The 15,939-nt window shown below is 68.1% G+C and carries 11 protein-coding genes and 2 pseudogenes; 4 read left to right on the top strand and 9 right to left on the bottom strand.

Translation table 11 applies throughout. The features are described from left to right. Window positions 1–54 precede the first annotated feature (54 nt). The gene (locus AQJ27_RS40910; RefSeq protein ID WP_067380797.1) at window positions 55–2,352 is read right to left on the bottom strand and encodes an ABC transporter ATP-binding protein/permease; all 2,298 of its coding nucleotides are present in this window, start codon (window positions 2,350–2,352) and stop codon (window positions 55–57) included. A gap of 214 nt (window positions 2,353–2,566) precedes the next feature. Continuing rightward, complete coding sequence (locus AQJ27_RS40905; RefSeq protein WP_067380718.1) at window positions 2,567–2,875, bottom strand: DUF5132 domain-containing protein; 309 nt, start codon at window positions 2,873–2,875, stop codon at window positions 2,567–2,569. A 455-nt stretch (window positions 2,876–3,330) separates the two neighbouring features. Between AQJ27_RS40905 and AQJ27_RS53280 the strand changes: the two are divergent. Continuing rightward, window positions 3,331–3,537 (top strand): annotated as a pseudogene (locus AQJ27_RS53280) (IS630 family transposase); the annotation flags it as partial. Window positions 3,538–3,682: 145 nt separating this feature from the next. Beyond that, a complete protein-coding gene (locus tag AQJ27_RS40900) occupies window positions 3,683–5,023 on the top strand; it encodes a type I glutamate--ammonia ligase (RefSeq protein ID WP_067380715.1) in 1,341 nt (446 codons plus the stop codon). Between the two features lie 725 nt (window positions 5,024–5,748). Here the strand turns inward: AQJ27_RS40900 and AQJ27_RS58040 are convergent. From AQJ27_RS58040 to AQJ27_RS40890, 3 genes are read right to left on the bottom strand one after another with little or no spacing between them, the layout of a single operon-like run. Then, window positions 5,749–5,910 (bottom strand): hypothetical protein, encoded by a 162-nt coding sequence (locus AQJ27_RS58040; RefSeq protein WP_162489381.1) that lies wholly within the window; start codon window positions 5,908–5,910, stop codon window positions 5,749–5,751. 5 nt (window positions 5,911–5,915) lie between these two features. Beyond that, window positions 5,916–6,473 carry a GNAT family N-acetyltransferase gene (locus tag AQJ27_RS40895; RefSeq protein ID WP_067380712.1) on the bottom strand — a complete coding sequence of 186 codons (558 nt, stop codon included), beginning with the start codon at window positions 6,471–6,473 and terminating at the stop codon, window positions 5,916–5,918. Continuing rightward, window positions 6,470–7,678 (bottom strand): type III PLP-dependent enzyme, encoded by a 1,209-nt coding sequence (locus AQJ27_RS40890; RefSeq protein ID WP_067380794.1) that lies wholly within the window; start codon window positions 7,676–7,678, stop codon window positions 6,470–6,472. The genes AQJ27_RS40895 and AQJ27_RS40890 overlap by 4 nt, the downstream gene beginning before the upstream one ends. 228 nt (window positions 7,679–7,906) lie before the next feature. Here AQJ27_RS40890 and AQJ27_RS59270 point away from each other — a divergent pair. Continuing rightward, window positions 7,907–8,014 (top strand): annotated as a pseudogene (locus AQJ27_RS59270) (IS982 family transposase); the annotation flags it as partial. An 89-nt stretch (window positions 8,015–8,103) separates the two neighbouring features. Here the strand turns inward: AQJ27_RS59270 and AQJ27_RS56785 are convergent. Beyond that, complete coding sequence (locus AQJ27_RS56785; RefSeq protein WP_159064533.1) at window positions 8,104–8,532, bottom strand: hypothetical protein; 429 nt, start codon at window positions 8,530–8,532, stop codon at window positions 8,104–8,106. A gap of 1,882 nt (window positions 8,533–10,414) precedes the next feature. On the opposite strand from AQJ27_RS56785, the gene AQJ27_RS40880 reads away from it, so the two are divergent. After that, complete coding sequence (locus AQJ27_RS40880) at window positions 10,415–11,584, top strand: acyl-CoA dehydrogenase family protein (protein ID WP_067380706.1); 1,170 nt, start codon at window positions 10,415–10,417, stop codon at window positions 11,582–11,584. Window positions 11,585–11,680: 96 nt separating this feature from the next. Here the strand turns inward: AQJ27_RS40880 and AQJ27_RS56780 are convergent, their stop codons facing one another. From AQJ27_RS56780 to AQJ27_RS53265, 3 genes are all read right to left on the bottom strand, one after another. Next, window positions 11,681–11,848: a hypothetical protein gene (locus AQJ27_RS56780; protein ID WP_159064532.1), complete on the bottom strand. Its 168-nt coding sequence runs from the start codon at window positions 11,846–11,848 to the stop codon at window positions 11,681–11,683. Between the two features lie 128 nt (window positions 11,849–11,976). Then, window positions 11,977–14,895 carry an FAD-binding and (Fe-S)-binding domain-containing protein gene (locus AQJ27_RS40875; RefSeq protein ID WP_067380703.1) on the bottom strand — a complete coding sequence of 973 codons (2,919 nt, stop codon included), beginning with the start codon at window positions 14,893–14,895 and terminating at the stop codon, window positions 11,977–11,979. 65 nt (window positions 14,896–14,960) lie between these two features. Then, window positions 14,961–15,833 carry an enoyl-CoA hydratase/isomerase family protein gene (locus tag AQJ27_RS53265; protein ID WP_079065634.1) on the bottom strand — a complete coding sequence of 291 codons (873 nt, stop codon included), beginning with the start codon at window positions 15,831–15,833 and terminating at the stop codon, window positions 14,961–14,963. Window positions 15,834–15,939: the final 106 nt, after the last annotated feature.

The raw sequence follows: 15,939 nt of genomic DNA, 5'->3' as shown, positions 1-15,939 counted from the left end.
GGACCGCGCCGACCGTGGTGTCGTCACACGGTCGGTCGGCAGGGGGGGCTGCGGTCAGGCGGCGGGTTCGCCGGCCTGGAGTTGCCATAGGGATGCGTAGAGTCCGTGCTGGGCGAGGAGTTCGTCGTGGGTGCCCTGCTCGGCGACGACGCCGCCCTTGTCCATGACGTAGATCCGGTCGGCGTGGCGGACCGTGGAGAGCCGGTGGGCGATGATCAGCACCGTCCGGTCGGCCGCGAAGACGCGGAGCGCGCGCTGGATGGCGGCCTCGGTCTCGTTGTCCACGGCGGAAGTGGCTTCGTCGAGGATCACGACCGGCGCGTCCTTGAGGATCGCGCGTGCCAGCGCGATCCGCTGTCGCTGGCCGCCGGAGAGCGCGGCACCGCGTTCGCCGATCACCGTGTCGTAGCCGTCCGGCAGCGTCGCGACAAAGGTGTGTGCCTCGGCCTTCATGGCCGCCTCGGTCACGGCCTCGTCCGAGGCGCCGAAGCTGCCGTAACGGATGTTGTCGGCGACGGTGCCATCGAAGAGGAAAGGGTCCTGGGCGACGAACCCGATCGCGTGGCGCAGGTCGTGCCGCGACAGCTCGCGCACGTCCCGCCCGTCGAGCAGCACGCTGCCGATGTCCGCGTTCTGGAATCGCATCAGCAGCTTGGCGATCGTCGTCTTGCCGGAGCCGGTGGCGCCGACCAGGGCGGTGACCTGCCCGGCGGAGATGGTCAGCGAGAGGTCCTCCAGCGCCGGCGGCCGATCGGGGTAGGCGAAGGTCACGCTGTCCAGGACGATCTCCCCGCGCGCCTTCTCGGCGTCGAGGGGTCCGCCGGTGCCGTCGGTCTCGGCGGGGAGGGCGCGCAGCCGCTGGACCCGATCGTAGGCGGTGATCGTGCGCTGGTACTGGTCGACGATGCCGCCGAGCCGGTTCATCCGCAGCAGCACCATCTGGGGCAGCCCGATCAGCGGGCTGAACACCTCGAACGGCAGGCTGCCGTCGAGCACCGCCCGGCCGCCGATCAGCAGGGTCCCGGCCATCGAGCCGGTCGTGCAGACCCGGACGATCTCGGCGTGGCGGATCGTGCTCCGGTCGGTCCGCCGACTGCTGTCCTGGACCTCCCCGCTCAGCACGTCGATGCGCTCGGCCTCGTAATCCTCGGTGCAGAAGCTCTTGACGGTGGCACCGGCCTCCAGCGTGTTCACCAACTGGCTGTGCAACCTGGCCCGGTGCTCGCCGGAGACGGCGTAGTCGGCCGCGACTTTGTCCTGGTAGTGGAACGACAGCCAGGCGATGACCGGGATGGGCAGGAACGCGATCCAGGCGATCTGTGGTGCCAGCAACAGGAACAGCGGCACCAGGAGGGCCAGACTGGTGCCGAGTTGCAGCAGGTCGTTGGCCGAGGTGGCGAAGAAGGTGCCCAGCTGACGGACGTCGTCGGTGAGCGCGCCGGCGATCCGGGTGGTCCGCTCGCCTTCCAGGTGCCGTAGTTCGAGGTGCTGCACATGGGCGTACGTCCGGTTGCGCCAGTCGTGCTCGATGTCCTGGCCGAGCCGGCGCCATTGGAGGTTCGAGGCGTACGAGAGACCCGCCACGGCGGCACAGGCGGCGGTCATCAGCCCCGCCAGACCGAGGAGTTGGGCGGACGCGGTGGTCAGGCCGAGGCGGACCAGCGGAGCTGCCTGCCCCTTGATGAGGACCAGTCCGGTCCAGCCGAGGAAGGTACCGAGCGCCATCTCCGAGGCCTGGCAGGCGACGGACAGGGCGACGGCCCCGTAGAGACGGCGTCGGTGCGGTCCGACGATCTCCACCAGGGGGTGACGTTCGACGCCGGGCCCGGCCGCTTCCTGGGACGCGTCGACCGTTCTGCGCCAGGCCTTGCGGAGGACAGCCGTGGTCAGCGCGGCCACCCCGCCCACTGCCACCAATTGCCTGCTCAGCGCCGACCCCTTGATCAGCGCGATCCCGGCCGCGACCCCGCCGCCGACGGCGAGCACCGGTCGCACGACCAGGCCGCGGTCCGCCCTCGGGGCCGCTGCGGCGACGGGTCGGGCCGGTGCCGGGCGTCCCGCTCCGGTCGGATCCTCCGCGACGAGGGTGACGGCTCTGCGGACGAGCCAGCCGACGTCCGTGGCGCGCACCCGCGCATCGTGCCGGACGAGCACCCCGCCGGTGACCGGGTTGGCCCGGGCCTCGGTGATCCCGGGAATGCGGCGCAGCGCGGCGGCGAGGATCTCGGCCGTCCGTGGCCGTCCGAGCACCAGCTTGACGTCCCAGCGCTGGCGGCCCGGAGTGACCGAGCGCGGGCTCACGTCCAATTCCGCGGAGCCGAATCCGGCCGAGGCACCCAGTAGCGATGACATGCGTACGATCACCTGTTTACGGAGGTCACGGGTAATCCGTCAACATGCGCGGCGAATTTCGGCGCACGGTGGATTACTGCGACGGAGCGGAAAGTCCGAAAGAGGGCGGAGGCGCGACCAAAAGACCCACGGCCGACCGCCGCGAGGACCCGTCTTCCCAGGTCGGCAGGAAGACGTGCTCAGGCGGCGGGCCGGGCCGCGCATCAGGGCGTCACTACGCCTTCGCGGCGCTGGCGGTCGCACGGATCTTCGGAGTCCTGGCCTCGTCCTTCTCGCCGCTCGAGGCTGCACCCTCGGTGGGCCGGTCTTCCTCACCAGCGGCGATCTGCGCCGCCACCATCTCGGCAGCCACCTCGACCGCGAGGTCGTGGATGTTCTCTCCGGCCTCTTGGGCCGCTTTCTTCACCTCCATGACAAGACCGACGGACGTCGTGACGACACCGCGCACCAGCGGCTTGAGGACACGCTTGGCCAGTGGCGCGACGATGAGACCGATCAGAAACGGCGGAACGACGGGCGGCATGATGCTCCAACTTCTCTACGCAGATGTATGACGGGGGACCCAGGGCACTGCGCACCCCGGAGCACGCACAGCGGGGAAGGCGGAAGCACCCATTTCCGGAATTCTCGATATCCAGTGCCGGACTCCCCGGCTGGTTGAATTCCTTGCCGATGGGGTAATCCGTCCGCTCATCGATCACGGTAGCCCAGTCATGACCGTCGAGGCCAAACGCTCTCGGCAGGTTTCACCCATGCGAGTGCTATCCATGTTCGGACCGCTACGGATTACAGTAGGCGCACCCACCAAGCGAAGCGCTTTTCTAATTTACCTATTACTAGTGGTCGGCTGCACGGTCACTGCCGAGTTCGCGCGCCGGCCCCCGGCGCAGGGCAGGAAAACGGCAGCGCGCCGTCTCCCAGCACCGCCTCGTGGAAGGCCCGCACGTCCCGAACCCGGCACTCACCGCGGTCTGACCGCCGCCGGACGCGCCCGACCTGAACCCGGTCGAGGCCGCCGTCTGGTCACTCGTGCGCAGAGCAACGGCCCACACTGCCTCCGACACACCCGACGACCTCGACCGCACGCTCCGCCGCGAGTTACGCAAGATCCAGCTCAGGCCCCACCTGATCGGCGGCTGCCGCACCGCCACCGCCCTGCCCCTCAACTCACCGGGCCCGCCCTGAAAAGCTCAGTGATCGGAGAGACCTTCCCCGGCAGACTTCCCGCGCCCGCGTCCGAAGTCACGTCGCTGCTCCGACCGTTCACGGACGAGTGAACTCCCGGCCGACCACTGGCTAACCGGCTGCCGCGAACACCAGCATGGCCGATATGGCCACCACGCACCCCAGAGCTGAGCGGGCCGCCCAGGCCCGGGCGGCCGAAGCCCAGCTCGCCGCCGACGGAATCGACGGGGTGGTGTTCGGCTGGGTCGACAACGCCGGACTCACCCGGGTGAAGTCCGTCCCGCTCGCCCAGCTCGAACACGCCGCCGAACACGGCGTCGGCGCCGTGCCCTGCTTCGACGTCTCCCTGGTGGACGACTCCTTCACCGTTGCGCCTTCGAGTACCGGCCCGGTGGGCGACCTGCGGCTCGTCCCCGACCTCGACCGGCTCACGCCGCTCGCCGCCCAGCCCGGCTGGGCCTGGGCCCCGGCCGACCGCTACGCCCAGGATGGCACCCCGCACCCCGGCTGCCAGCGCCGATTCGCCCGCCAGGTCACCGAGGCCGTCGAGCGGCGCGGGCTTTCGGTGCGAGCCGGGATCGAGGTCGAGTGGGTGGTGGCCGACGCCGCCGGGGCCCCCGCGACGGTCGGGCCCGGGTACGGGATGACGTGCTTCGTCGAGCACTCCGACTACCTGCGGGAGGTGCTGCGCGCCCTCACCGCCCAGGGGTTGGCCGTGCTCCAGCTCCACCCCGAGTACGCCGCCGGGCAGTTCGAGGTCTCGGTCGCCGCCGAGGGGCCGGTCGAGGCGGCCGACACCACGATGCTGGTGCGCCACACCATCCGGGCCGTCTCCGCCCGGCACGGCCTGCGGGTCTCGTACGCGCCCGTCTTCACCGAAGGCTCGGTCGGCAACGGCGCCCACCTGCACCTCAGCCTCTGGCGACAGGGCCAGAACCTTGGGCACGGCGGCCTCGGCCCCCACGGGCTGCACCCCGACGCCGAGCAGTTCCTCGCGGGCGTACTGGCCGAGCTGCCCGCCCTGCTCACTCTTGGCGCGCCCAGCGTCGCCTCCTACCTGCGGCTGGTCCCCTCCCGCTTTGCCGGGGCCTACCGCTGCTGGGGCCTGGAGAATCGTGAGGCGGCGATGCGCCTGATCACCGGCACCGCCGCCGGGCAGGCCAACGCCGAGCTCAAATGCTTCGACGCCGCCGCCAACCCGTACCTGGAGATCGGCGGCGTGCTGGCCGCCGGACTCGCCGGCCTGGACGCCGGCCTGCCCCTCCCGCCCGAGACCCAGAGCGACCCCGCCGCCCTCGGCGCGGCCGAACGCCTCCCGGCGAGCCTGCCGGAGGCGATCGACGCGTACGAGAAGTCCGCACTGCTGCGGCAGGCGCTCGGTCCCGAGTTGTACGAGGCCGTGCTGGCCGTCCGGCGGTCGGAGGCGGAGCTGTTCGGGATGCACACGGATGCGGACGTCATCGAGGCCGTCCGCTGGCGCTACTGATGAGCATCGGCTCTGCACCTCCGGCTCCCCATCCATGAGTTGGTCGAAGGCCTGCTGGTCGCCGTCAAGCTTCACGGAGCTCAGCAGGATGCGGCCCCAGAAGGTGCGGAGCAGATCCTTGGCCGCGCCCGTGCCTGTGGCCGAAACGGTCGCAGGCACGGCGTCGTCCGAGGTGAGGGGAGCGGGCCAGGCGCCCATGCCGCCGAGCTCCACGCCTGCCGACATAGGCTGCGGCGACCTGCGCGAGCCGGGCATCGTAGGTGTGCACCAGAACCCGACTCCGGGCAACACACCAGGCCTTCTGCGGCGGCAGCCCCGCACCCACCACACGCGGCGCCCACGCTCCGGACCGCGTGAGCGGCGGTCGTTCCACATGGCGAAATTCATTTCATACGGCCCTCGCCACGGCCCTGCCCGAGGCGACTGCCGGTCACCTCGGTGTGCGGATGCTCGCCGCCCGTGGCGAGAGGCGAGGCCCACTTGTCAGCGCTCGACAACTCGTGCGCCCGGTGGGACTGCCGGCGTGGGTAGCGGTGCCGGCCCCACCGCGAGGGGAGTCGGCTCCTTCGAGGTACCAAGTCTCACCGCCCCAGCAGGGTCGGTCGAGCAGGGCCTCTGCGAGGGCGGCCGCGGCCTCGGGTGAAGTGCCGATGGTGGCGAGGGAGATGGTCGCGGTGGCGTCGGCGGTACTGCTGCCGAGACTGACGATTACCCCGGCATTTTGATCAGCTGTGCTGCTGCGGCTGGCCTGTCCGGGCAAGACGAACGCGTTCGCGACTTTGCTGCGAGTGTCCGGAAACCCAGGTGGCGTACTGGAATCCGAGGACGAAGAACAGTGCCTTGATGGCCAGTTGAGAGCGGCGGAACTCGTCGGGTACGGAGGACATCTGCATCAGCCCACTTCGGCTCTGGGAGAGGATCCGAGAGTCAAACCGGTAACAGCGGGTTCCAGTGGCTTCGCCATGTAGACCGCCTCGGCTCCGTAGCTCGCGGGCAGCCCGACCTCGGGCCGGGCGCGGTAGCCCAGCCGGGACCACAGCACCTCGGAGCCGCGCACGGCAACCAGAGAGAGGGTTCGGTGGTGGGCCGCCCGCCCGGTCTCCTCCAGATGCCGCTGCATCCGGCGGGCCAGGCCCCGGCCGCGCGCCCGCTCGGCAATCACCAGGTCGTGGGTGTGCAGGTTGCTCCCTCGGTTACTCTCCTGTACCGCGCCGTCCTCGGCCAGGCTCAGGTCCGGGCAGCGGAACAGCGGGTACGGCAATGCGAGGAGGTAGCCTCCGAAGCCGCCCGCGTGCTCCAGCACGAAGCAGGTCGAGGGCGAGGCACGATGCCGGGAGCGCAGTGCCTCCCGCCCCTCGGACAGACCGCTCGCGGCGTAGGCGCGTTCCTCCAGCTCGACCACCTCGTCCCAGTCCTCCTCCCGAAACCGCCGGATCCGGGTGTCGGTCATGCGTCTCCTCCATCCAGAGCCGGGCCTCCGACGCAGGTGTACGGCAGCGGCGCGAAGCCGTTGAACCCCCGGGTGGCGTAGGCGGCGGCGTACGCGCCGCAGGAGTGGACCCACACCGGGTCGCCGGAGGTGATCGCGCGCGGGACCCGTACCAGGCCGTCTTCCTGGGCGTACGCGTCGTCGCTGTCGCAGGTCGGGCCGGCCACCATGGCGTCGACGAACTGCCCGCCGGAATGGGTGGGGAACTCCAGGCGGTACTGCAACTGGTCCATCTCGTACAGACCGTTGAACTTGCCGCAGCTCAGGTAGAGCCAGTCCTCGCGGGTACCGTCGAGCCGATGGCGGGAAGAGAGCCGGGCGACGTGGGCGCGGATCGCGCCGTGGTCGGCGACCAGGTGGCGACCGGGCTCCAGCAGGAAGTCCAACGGGGCGGCGTTGACGGCACGCAGCCGTTCCATGCCCTCGCGGATCACCAGGAACATCTTCTCCAGCGGCGGTTCCAGCGGCCGGCCGTGCCGGTCGAGGACGCCGAGGGCGGGCAGTCCGCCGCCGAGGTTGATCCGGTCCGGGGTGATGCCGCGCCGACTGAGCGCCTCCAGGACCGCCGCCAGCGAGTCGATCGCCGCGACCCAGGCCCCGGCGGTCATCTGCTGGGAGCCGACGTGCACCGACAGGCCGGAGGGCACCAGCCCGGCGCTCCTGGCGGCGCCGAGCACCCGCAGGGCGTCCTCGGGCGAGCAGCCGAACTTACGGCTGAGGCCCCACAGCGCGCCCTCGCCTGTGGTCGCGAGCCGGCAGAACACCCGGGAGCCGGGGGCGTGTTCGGCGATCGCGCCGACGTCCTCCAGACAGTCGGTGGCGAAGTCACGCACACCCAGTCGGTAGGCCTCGGCGATGTTGCGGTCGGACTTGACGGTGTTGCCGTAGTGGATCAGCCCGGGGGCCACCCCGGTGCGCAGCGCCTGGGCAATCTCCTGCGGGCTCGCCGCGTCGAAGCCGGAGCCGAGCCGGGCGAGGTGGCCGAGCACCTCGTCCACCGGGCAGGCCTTCATCGCGAACCGGACGGCGACGCCGGGCAGTTCGGCGCACAGGGCGGCGTACTGACGGCCGATGCCGTCCAGGTCGTAGATGATGGTGTCCTCGATGGCAGCGGCGAGCGCGGCGCGCAGCGCGGGGCGGACGTGCTGGTCGGGGATGGGCGCGATGGACGCGTGCACGATGGCCGGCGCGGTCGGGGCGCGGTGGCCGGTTCTGCCATGGTCGGCCGTCCGACGCGGTTCGGCGATCTGGCGCACGTCGGTGGTCTGAGGCCTCACGTGTGAACTCCCGGAACGACTGGATGAATGATGCCAAGGGCTTGCTGGCCCGCATGAGATGAAGCGAGGGAGTCCAAAGGTCGGCTGTGACGCCTGACCTGGACTCCCTCCACGCCGCACTCTATGCACTTCCGGGGCCTGCGCCTGCACCTGCTGTGCACCCTGCGCGGCCCGCCCGCCACCTTCGCGCTGACCGGCGCAAAGGCCGACGATCGGGAGATCTTGCCAGCCCGCCACGAACGGGTTTCATCCGGCGGGCGAATCCCGCGAAGGAGAGGCCGATCTGGCGATGCAGCCTCCGCCTGCGAACAGACTCACCGATCTTTCTTCTGGACGTCCTTGCCGGTCGAGGGCAATGAGCCGCGCCGCCCGTCGTCCCCGTCGTCCTGGCAGCACACGATCTCGGCGTTGTCGGGATACAGCCGCAGCCGGACCTCATCCCCCCTGTCTCCCAGCGCGGCCGGCCCTTGTCCGGCCTGCCGCTCACTGACGCAGTGCACCACCGCGTCATCGGTACAGCGCTCGAACTGGGCGGTGGGGAACGCCCCGGTCCAACCAGGTATCGAACCTGTAGTGCACGAACATGTTTGCCGGCACTGGCGAGACAACGGACCCTTGAGGAGTCCCCCGATCCCGCTCCTGGAAGGTGCCGCCGGGCAGTCGCAGCGCGCCTTGAGCCACCGCTCGACATACAGAACCACCCGAACGGCGTCGGTGTGAACATCCACAACCTTGACGATCATGTACCACCGGATGCTGCGGGCTGGTCGGCCCCTCGACCTGCTCAGCGAACGCCGTCGCCGGACACGGCGGATGGAGCCACTTCAACCGCGCACCACGAGTTCGCCCCCCGCCGGGACTCCTTCGACGTGCGCGTCAGCGAGCCGGCGCGCGCACCGGTCGTGCACACGCCACGACACCACTCCGCGTCTTGGGCACCTCGCCGTCGGCACTGCGGGGTATACGCAGAACGTGACTGTCCCAGCCGCACGCTCGATCGACTCGACCTCCACCCTGGCCAAATGTCGCAGCAATCGCCCCAAATCCTCCGAAGCGCACAGCCTGTAGGGCCTAGTTCATGCTGGGTACGTCACAAGATCCCCAGCTCAGCCCGTAATCGCCCACCGCTGCGATCACGGCTCCCCATGGCAGAGCGAATCCGTCGGTGTGGACTCAGCAGGCCATAACCGTCCACGGGCGGCCGTGGTGCTCGTCGAACTGCCCGGTCAGAACCTCGATCGGCGCCGAGCTTTTACCAGCCGGCCCCCACTCGATACACGGAAGAGGTCCAAACACCGTGGGCAGTTTGATCTGCGTATCCTAAAGAAAGGGACGAACAAGGCCCGGAAAATGCCCCGTTCAGCGACCTTGGCCAGCCAGACCGCGTCCAGCTTGTCGGTCTCGGGCCAACCCGGGACGATCATCACCTCGGGTGCGTTTCCCCGTTGGGTGAGGTTAGCGGGGGTCGCCCGTGTCCGGCGTGATACCCATCTCGTTGCGGTAAGCAGGTTGATCAGCTTGCGCGAGAGGTGGGTCGGATGAGCTGTGATGAGGTGCTGCGGCTGCTTCGGGAGCGGGAGGCCGCCTGTCACAGCGAAGCGGAACGGCTTGGGGCCGAGGCTGAACGGCTCATGGTCCAGCCGGTGATGTGTGAGCAGGAGCCGGCCCGTATCTCAACGGCGTGCGACGTTGTCGGTGAACTGCCGCGAATCGAGCCGGTGCCGGCAATCCCTACCGGCTCCACTGCCATGATCCCCGACCCCGCGCCGGGGTGGACATCCGCCGGACACCGAGGCTCTGGAACATCTGCTTGCGGTACTGGCCTGGTATGCCGGTCCAGCGTGTTGTCGGCAGGTAGTGGAGGGTCTTGGTCCGGAGGCGGTGCCCCGCCGGATGGAAGTGATCCGGCATCGTTTGAAGAAGGCCGTTGCGGCGAAGCTGACGGTGCAGACTCCGGGCGGGTTGTTCACCGTGACGCGTGGCACGGCCGCGGCGAGCGGGTGAACGTGCGACAAGAGGATGGTCTTCTCCTCGTTGGCCGGGTTGATCTGCCTGACCGCGCAAGGGAGAAGACCTGGTGGCACCTTATGTGTCCGAGCCCCGCCAATGCCTTCACCGCGAGCCGTATCCGGGTGGAGGAGATACTCGCGCATCTGTCCGACCTTGTGATGATGACCTGCACCCAAGATGTATCGGAGGACTACGTCACGGTCGCGGGGCGGGTGCTGGTGCAGGATCAGCTCGATATCCTTGCCGCCGCGCCGCCGGGATGTGACCGGCTCGGAACGGGTGGGTGCTCATGCGCGCGGAGCGTGGGCACGTGCGGCAGTTGGCCACCACCGTCGGGCGCGTGGACATCTCTCGGGTCGCGTACCGCTCGCCGGCGCCGAATTTGCACGTACCTGGCAGCTCGTATCGACGCCGAGCTGCTGGTGCTCACCTGTGACGCCACCGGCGTGAACATGATCCCGTCCTGGTTGGGGGACACCACCCACGTCACCGCCGAGACCCACGCGGCGGCCAGCCTTCCCCAAGCGTTTCGATGTCTGCCCAAAGAGCGCCGTGCGGTGCCTTGGCCCGCAGATGTCTCCGAACGATGTTTCGCCCCGACAGCTGGAAGGTGCCATGAGCGCGCGTCGTCTGTTACCGAACGATGAGTCCCTTGACCTCATCAGGCTGGTGCGGAAGCTGGCGACCGATGAACTCGCGTCGCGAGCGGATGCCGATGAGGCGAACGAGGCATTCCCCCGTGACGTCTTCAGGCTCCTCGGACGCGCTGGCCTGCTCGGATTGCCGTACTCCGAGGCGTACGGCGGCAGCGGCCTGTCCTACGAGGTGTACCTGCAGGTTGTCGAAGAGATCGCGTCCGTGTGGGCTTCAGTCGGCGTAGGTGTCTCCGTGCACGTGCTGTCGTGCTTCGGCCTGGCGACGATGGGCACCGAAGAGCAGAAGCAGGAGTGGCTGCCCGCGATGCTCGGTGGCGAGCTGCTGGGTGCCTACTGCCTCTCGGAGCCGCACGCCGGCTCGGACCCGGCCGCGCTGCGGACCCGGGCCCGTCTAGACGGCGATCACTACGTCCTGAACGGTGCGAAAGCCTGGACGACCCACGGCGGCCACGCGGACTACTACAAGGTCATGGCCCGCACCTCGGAAGACCGCACGGGTATCTCGTGCTTCATGATCCCCGCTGACACCGAGGGCCTCACCGCTGATGTGCCCGAACGGAAGATGGGCCTGACCGGGTCCACGACGGCGACCATGGTCCTCCGGGACGTCCGTGTCCCGGTCGAGCGGCGTATCGGTGCTGAGGGCGGCGGCCTGCGTATCGCTCTCGCAAGCCTGGATTCCGGTCGTCTCGGTATCGCGGCCGTCGCGGTCGGTCTCGCCCAGGGCGCTCTCGACCACGCGATCGCCTATGCACGCGATCGGGAGACGTTCGGATCACGCATCATCGACCACCAGGGAGTCGCGTTCCTGCTCGCCGACATGGAGGCCGCGGTCTTTTCAGCGCGTGCTGCGACCCTCCATGCCGCCCGGTTGAAGGACGCGGGGCTGCCGTTCAGCCGTGAGGCGTCGGTCGCGAAGCTCGTCGCGACCGACAATGCGATGCGTGTCACCACTGATGCGGTGCAGGTCCTCGGCGGGGTCGGCTACACGCGCGACTTCCCGGTCGAACGGTACATGCGTGAGGCCAAGTTGACTCAGATCTTCGAAGGCACGAACCAGATTCAGCGCATGGTCATCGGGCGGTCGCTCGCCAAGTCCAACAATGGTGACCTCACCCTGGCCCCTTGAGGCTTGGCTCCAAGGCTGATCGGAAAATCGATGTCCGGGAGGGCAGGCGGCAGCCTCCGGTCCGCGTGCGGACCGGGTAACGGTGCGACGGGCCGGTCAGGCTGATGCCGGAGTGAGCGCGACTTGGTGGCCGACGGCCTGGAGTTGGCGGACGAGATCGCGGATCGTGGGGTCTAGGTGGCGGCGGTGCCGGGCGATGACGAGTATCGAGCGGGTGACAGCGACCAGGGCGCTGACCCACCGCGCCCGGGAATGCCGTCGCACCCCCAATATGCAATCAGGGCAATTGATGTGCGCCCGTCGCTTCCGGCCTCCGGCATGAAGTGAGCATAGTAACCGAGGGTGACCGCAGGCGAGGAGTGCCCGAGTCACCACACCAAGAACACTACGGACTATCTGGTGAGTTCTTCGAGCAGGAAGATGAAGGACTCGTACGGCTGCCCGGTGGCTTGCCTCAGACCCATCTCGCACGTGCGGTTCGCCGAGAGGTACGCCTGCGCCGGAGAGGCGTCGAGTCCGGCCTTCTCGTCCCGTGTCGCGGAGACCACCAACTCCGGATGGAGCAGACCACGGTCTCCCGCGGTGCCGCAGCAGGTGGTGCCGACGGGCACCACGGTCGCATCCGCCAGGAAGGACGCGACGGCCTTGAGGTCACGGTTGAGCCCGAGGTGGGTCGTGGAACATGTGGGGTGAAGCGCGACCGTCTCGAGCTTGCGGTTCACCGAGAGAAGGGGAAGCAGGTCCCGGCACCAGGTGATCGAGTCCCGGATGCTCATGGCGTTCATCTGATCGCGCCGCGAGTCGTCAACGTGTTCGGCGACGTCGTCGAGCAGTCCGTGGGTGCAGGATGCGGCGTCGACCACGACAGGCAGCGAGCCATGATCGCTCCACCGCCAGAGGGCGTCGCAGACCGCCTCCGCCATCCAACGGTGCCCCTCTGCCAAACCCTTGCTCGCCCACGGCGTCGAGCAGCACAGTCCGCGGACGTCATCGGGAATCCACACCGGCATGCCGGCGCGGGCGGAGAGCGTGACGAATGCCTCCGGGAGCGATGGCGTGGTCGGCTTGTCGGGGTCGCGGCCGAAGATGCGGTTGATGCAAGCCGGGAAGTACACCGCACGCGCCGACTCTCGTTCGGTTTGCGGGAGGTGAGCCGGTGCCGGGTGGGGCATGGGGCCCGGTACCGAGGGGATGAGATCGCTGCCTGCGACGAAGCGCGCCGCGTTGGTCAGCTCCGTGAGAACCTTCACGCCGATGTGGGACTGGATGCCGTCGACGCCCGACATCGCCATGCGCGCGAGCCTCTCGATCCGACCCCAGTGCCTGGCCGCGGCCAACCCGGCACGCTCACGGGCAGCGGTGGATTCGGCGCGGCGGAAGCCCTTTATCAGGTCACCGGTGTTGATCTGCAGGGGACACGGAATGGCGCAGGTTCCATCAGCGGCGCAGGTCTCGATACCGTCGTATTCGTATTCGGCCTGGAGCTGTGCAAGCACCGGAGAATCCTCGGCCTGGCGAGCCATCTCCCGGCGGAGGGCGATCCGTTGTCGGGGGGTCGTGGTCACGTTACGGCTGGGACACGTGGCCTCGCAGAATCCACACTCGATGCACAGGTTCGCCACTTGTTCGATCTTGGGCGTGGATTTGAAATGCTTGAGATGGATGTCCTCGTCGGTCGTCAGGATGACGTCTGGTCCAAGGACCCCGTGGGGATCCGCCAGCCGCTTCAGGCGCCACATGATGTCGGTCGCTTTGGCACCCCATTCGCGTTCCACGAAGGGTGCCATGTTGCGTCCGGTGCCGTGTTCGGCCTTGAGCGAGCCATCGTACTTTCCGATGATCAAGTCCACGAGGTCGGCCATGAACGCCCCGTAGCGTTCCTTGTCGGTCTCCTCGGAGAGCAAGGGAGTCAAGGTGAAGTGCAGGTTGCCGTAGGCGGCGTGGCCGGCGACCCCGGGCAGGAATCCGTGCTTGCTGAGCAGTTGCTGCAGGTCGTGGGCACCTTCAGCGATACGCGCGGGAGGGAAACAGACGTCTTCATTGACGACCGCGCTTCCTTCGGGCCGTAGACGGCCGACGATGCCGAGCAGGCCCTCGCGTACCCGCCAGTTGAACTCGATGAGTTCTTCGTCTCGGGTGAACTCGATCGGGTGCAGCAGGGTGGCGTGCGCGAGAAGGTCCTTCACGCTCTGCTCGGCGTCGTCGAGCGCGTCGGCTTCGCCGCGGAACTCCACGAGGAGCGCGGCTGCCTTGGGATCGAGCGTGCGCCAGTAGGAGGGGGCGCCGGGAAATGCCTTCGCGGCCTCGGTCAACGCGGGCGCCATCATCAGTTCCACCGCCTCGGCGCCCAGCCCGACCAGCGCGGGCACCAAACGTGCCGCCGCATCGATGGATTCGGTCGAGATCCAGGTCACGGTGGTGGTCCCGGGGTTCGGGAGGGTGTCGATCACGACCTCGGCCATGAAGGCCAGGGTTCCTTCCGAACCGACGAGCAGCCGACGGAAGATTCCCAGCGGGGTCTCCGCGTCGAGGAAGGCGTTGAGGGCGTATCCCGTCGTGTTGCGGATGGTGTACTTGTGCTTGATCCGTTCGACGAGTTCCTCGTCGGCGAGTATTTCCGCCCGAAGGGCGAGCAGGCCGTCGGCAAGTTCGGGCTCCGCCTTACGGAACTCGGATTCGGCGTCGGCGGCTTCGGTATCTATCGTGGTTCCGGAGGGGAGCACGAAGGTGATCCCGGATACGCAGTGGTAGGCGTTTCGGGACAGCCGGCACCGCATGCCTCCCGCGTTGTTGGCGACGACTCCGCCGATGGTGGCGACATCGGCGCTGGCGGGATCGGGACCGAGTCGGCGCCCATGACGTGCGAGCACGGCGTTCGCGTGAGACAGGATCGTGCCGGGGCGCGCCCGTAGACGGGCACCGTCGTTTTCGACGGTCATTCCGTTCCAGTGGTGTCGGACGTCGATCAAGATGTCGTCGGACTGTGACTGACCGTTGAGGCTGGTGCCGCCGGATCGTAGCGTGGTGTGTCGCCCGGTCCGGCGACAGTAGTCCAACAAGGCGGCGACGTCGGCAGCGTCTCGTGGTCGCACGACGACCTGCGGCAGAAGCCGGTAGGGGCTCGCGTCCGAGGCGTAGCGCACCAGATCCGAGAGCCGATGCAAGACCTGCTCGGCACCCAGCAGTTCGGTCAGGTCGCGGGCAAGCTCTGTCGGTGAGCCGCCGAGGTGTTCGATGCCGATCGCATCGGGCTGCGCCGGCCCGTCCGGACGTCCGATACGGGTGGTTCGGGGGGCGAGAAGTTTCCTCATGCGATGACCTCCGAGGTTCGTCAGAGCGTTGAGGTGTCCGGGTGGGCAAGGACGAGATTCGCGTGTTACTCGGGCGGACGTTTGCGAGGAGTCGGGTTGTTGACCGGCCTCTGAGTCGAGAGTTTCGACAAATAGGCCATCTCCAACTCGCCTTCATATGTTTCGGCACCGGCCTTCAATGCTTCCTCCATGCGCGCTTGCGTCACCTCGCTGGCGACACTCAAATCGGACTCATGAGCTTCCACCAAGAGTCCCTCCGGAATGGAATTGAATGCGCCGGTGTCCACGGACTCCTTGGCGTGGGCGATGGCATGCGCAGGAAATGAAGCGATCCGATGAGCCAGTTTTTCGACAAAAGGCGTCAGCTCGTCCGCCGGCAACGCTCGGTTGATATAACCGTAACGTTCTGCCAGTTCTGCTGGTATGTCGTCGCAACCCAGGAGTACCTCCAGGGCGCGTCCCCGCCCCATGAGCCGTGGCAGTCTTTGCGTAGCGCCGCCTCCCGGAACAAGACCGATCGCCACTTCCGGTTGGCCGAAGATTGCTTTGCCGATGGCTGCGAAACGCATGTCCATGGCCAGCGCGATCTCACTGCCTCCACCCCGGGCCCGACCCTCGATTTTGGCAATGCTCACCTTGGGCATGTTCCTGAACCGCTCTCCGATCGTCTGCGTAAGACGAAAACTGCGCGTATGGGACACCTTTTTGGAGCCACTTCCGACCCGGCCCAGACCGGAGTGGGCCACGAAGAAATCGGGGAGCGCGCTCTGCAAGACGACGACTCGGACGCTCTCATCGTCCTCGAGTTCCCTGCCGAGTTTGTCGAATTCCTGCGACAGAGCTTCATCGAGAAGATTTATCGGCGGGTGATCGATGGTGACGAATGCGACTCCGGAATCAAACCCGATCCGGAAACACTTGTAGTCGAGATATCGCATGGGTGAGGCCCCATTTCGGTGTGATGCATGTTCTTCTGCTCGTGTCCTTACGCGGGACAGGGCGCAAGGGGTCGGGATCGAGCCCGGCCGGTGTCAGTTCGCCACT

The sequence above is a fragment of the Streptomyces olivochromogenes genome, from assembly GCF_001514115.1.
GTDB classification, from domain to species: Bacteria; Actinomycetota; Actinomycetes; order Streptomycetales; family Streptomycetaceae; genus Streptomyces; species Streptomyces olivochromogenes.
The sequence above is the reverse complement of the archived record's forward strand: the minus strand, read 5'-3'. Positions and strand labels throughout refer to the sequence as shown.

Excerpts from the sequence above, each read along its gene's own strand:
- AQJ27_RS40910 (WP_067380797.1), bottom strand. The coding sequence starts at position 2,352 with ATGTCATCGCTACTGGGTGCCTCGGCCGGATTCGGCTCCGCGGAATTG.
- AQJ27_RS40905 (WP_067380718.1), bottom strand. The coding sequence starts at position 2,875 with ATGCCGCCCGTCGTTCCGCCGTTTCTGATCGGTCTCATCGTCGCGCCA.
- AQJ27_RS40900 (WP_067380715.1), top strand. The coding sequence starts at position 3,683 with ATGGCCACCACGCACCCCAGAGCTGAGCGGGCCGCCCAGGCCCGGGCG.
- AQJ27_RS58040 (WP_162489381.1), bottom strand. The coding sequence starts at position 5,910 with ATGTCCTCCGTACCCGACGAGTTCCGCCGCTCTCAACTGGCCATCAAG.
- AQJ27_RS40895 (WP_067380712.1), bottom strand. The coding sequence starts at position 6,473 with ATGACCGACACCCGGATCCGGCGGTTTCGGGAGGAGGACTGGGACGAG.
- AQJ27_RS56785 (WP_159064533.1), bottom strand. The coding sequence starts at position 8,532 with ATGATCGTCAAGGTTGTGGATGTTCACACCGACGCCGTTCGGGTGGTT.
- AQJ27_RS40880 (WP_067380706.1), top strand. The coding sequence starts at position 10,415 with ATGAGCGCGCGTCGTCTGTTACCGAACGATGAGTCCCTTGACCTCATC.
- AQJ27_RS40875 (WP_067380703.1), bottom strand. The coding sequence starts at position 14,895 with ATGAGGAAACTTCTCGCCCCCCGAACCACCCGTATCGGACGTCCGGAC.
- AQJ27_RS53265 (WP_079065634.1), bottom strand. The coding sequence starts at position 15,833 with ATGCGATATCTCGACTACAAGTGTTTCCGGATCGGGTTTGATTCCGGA.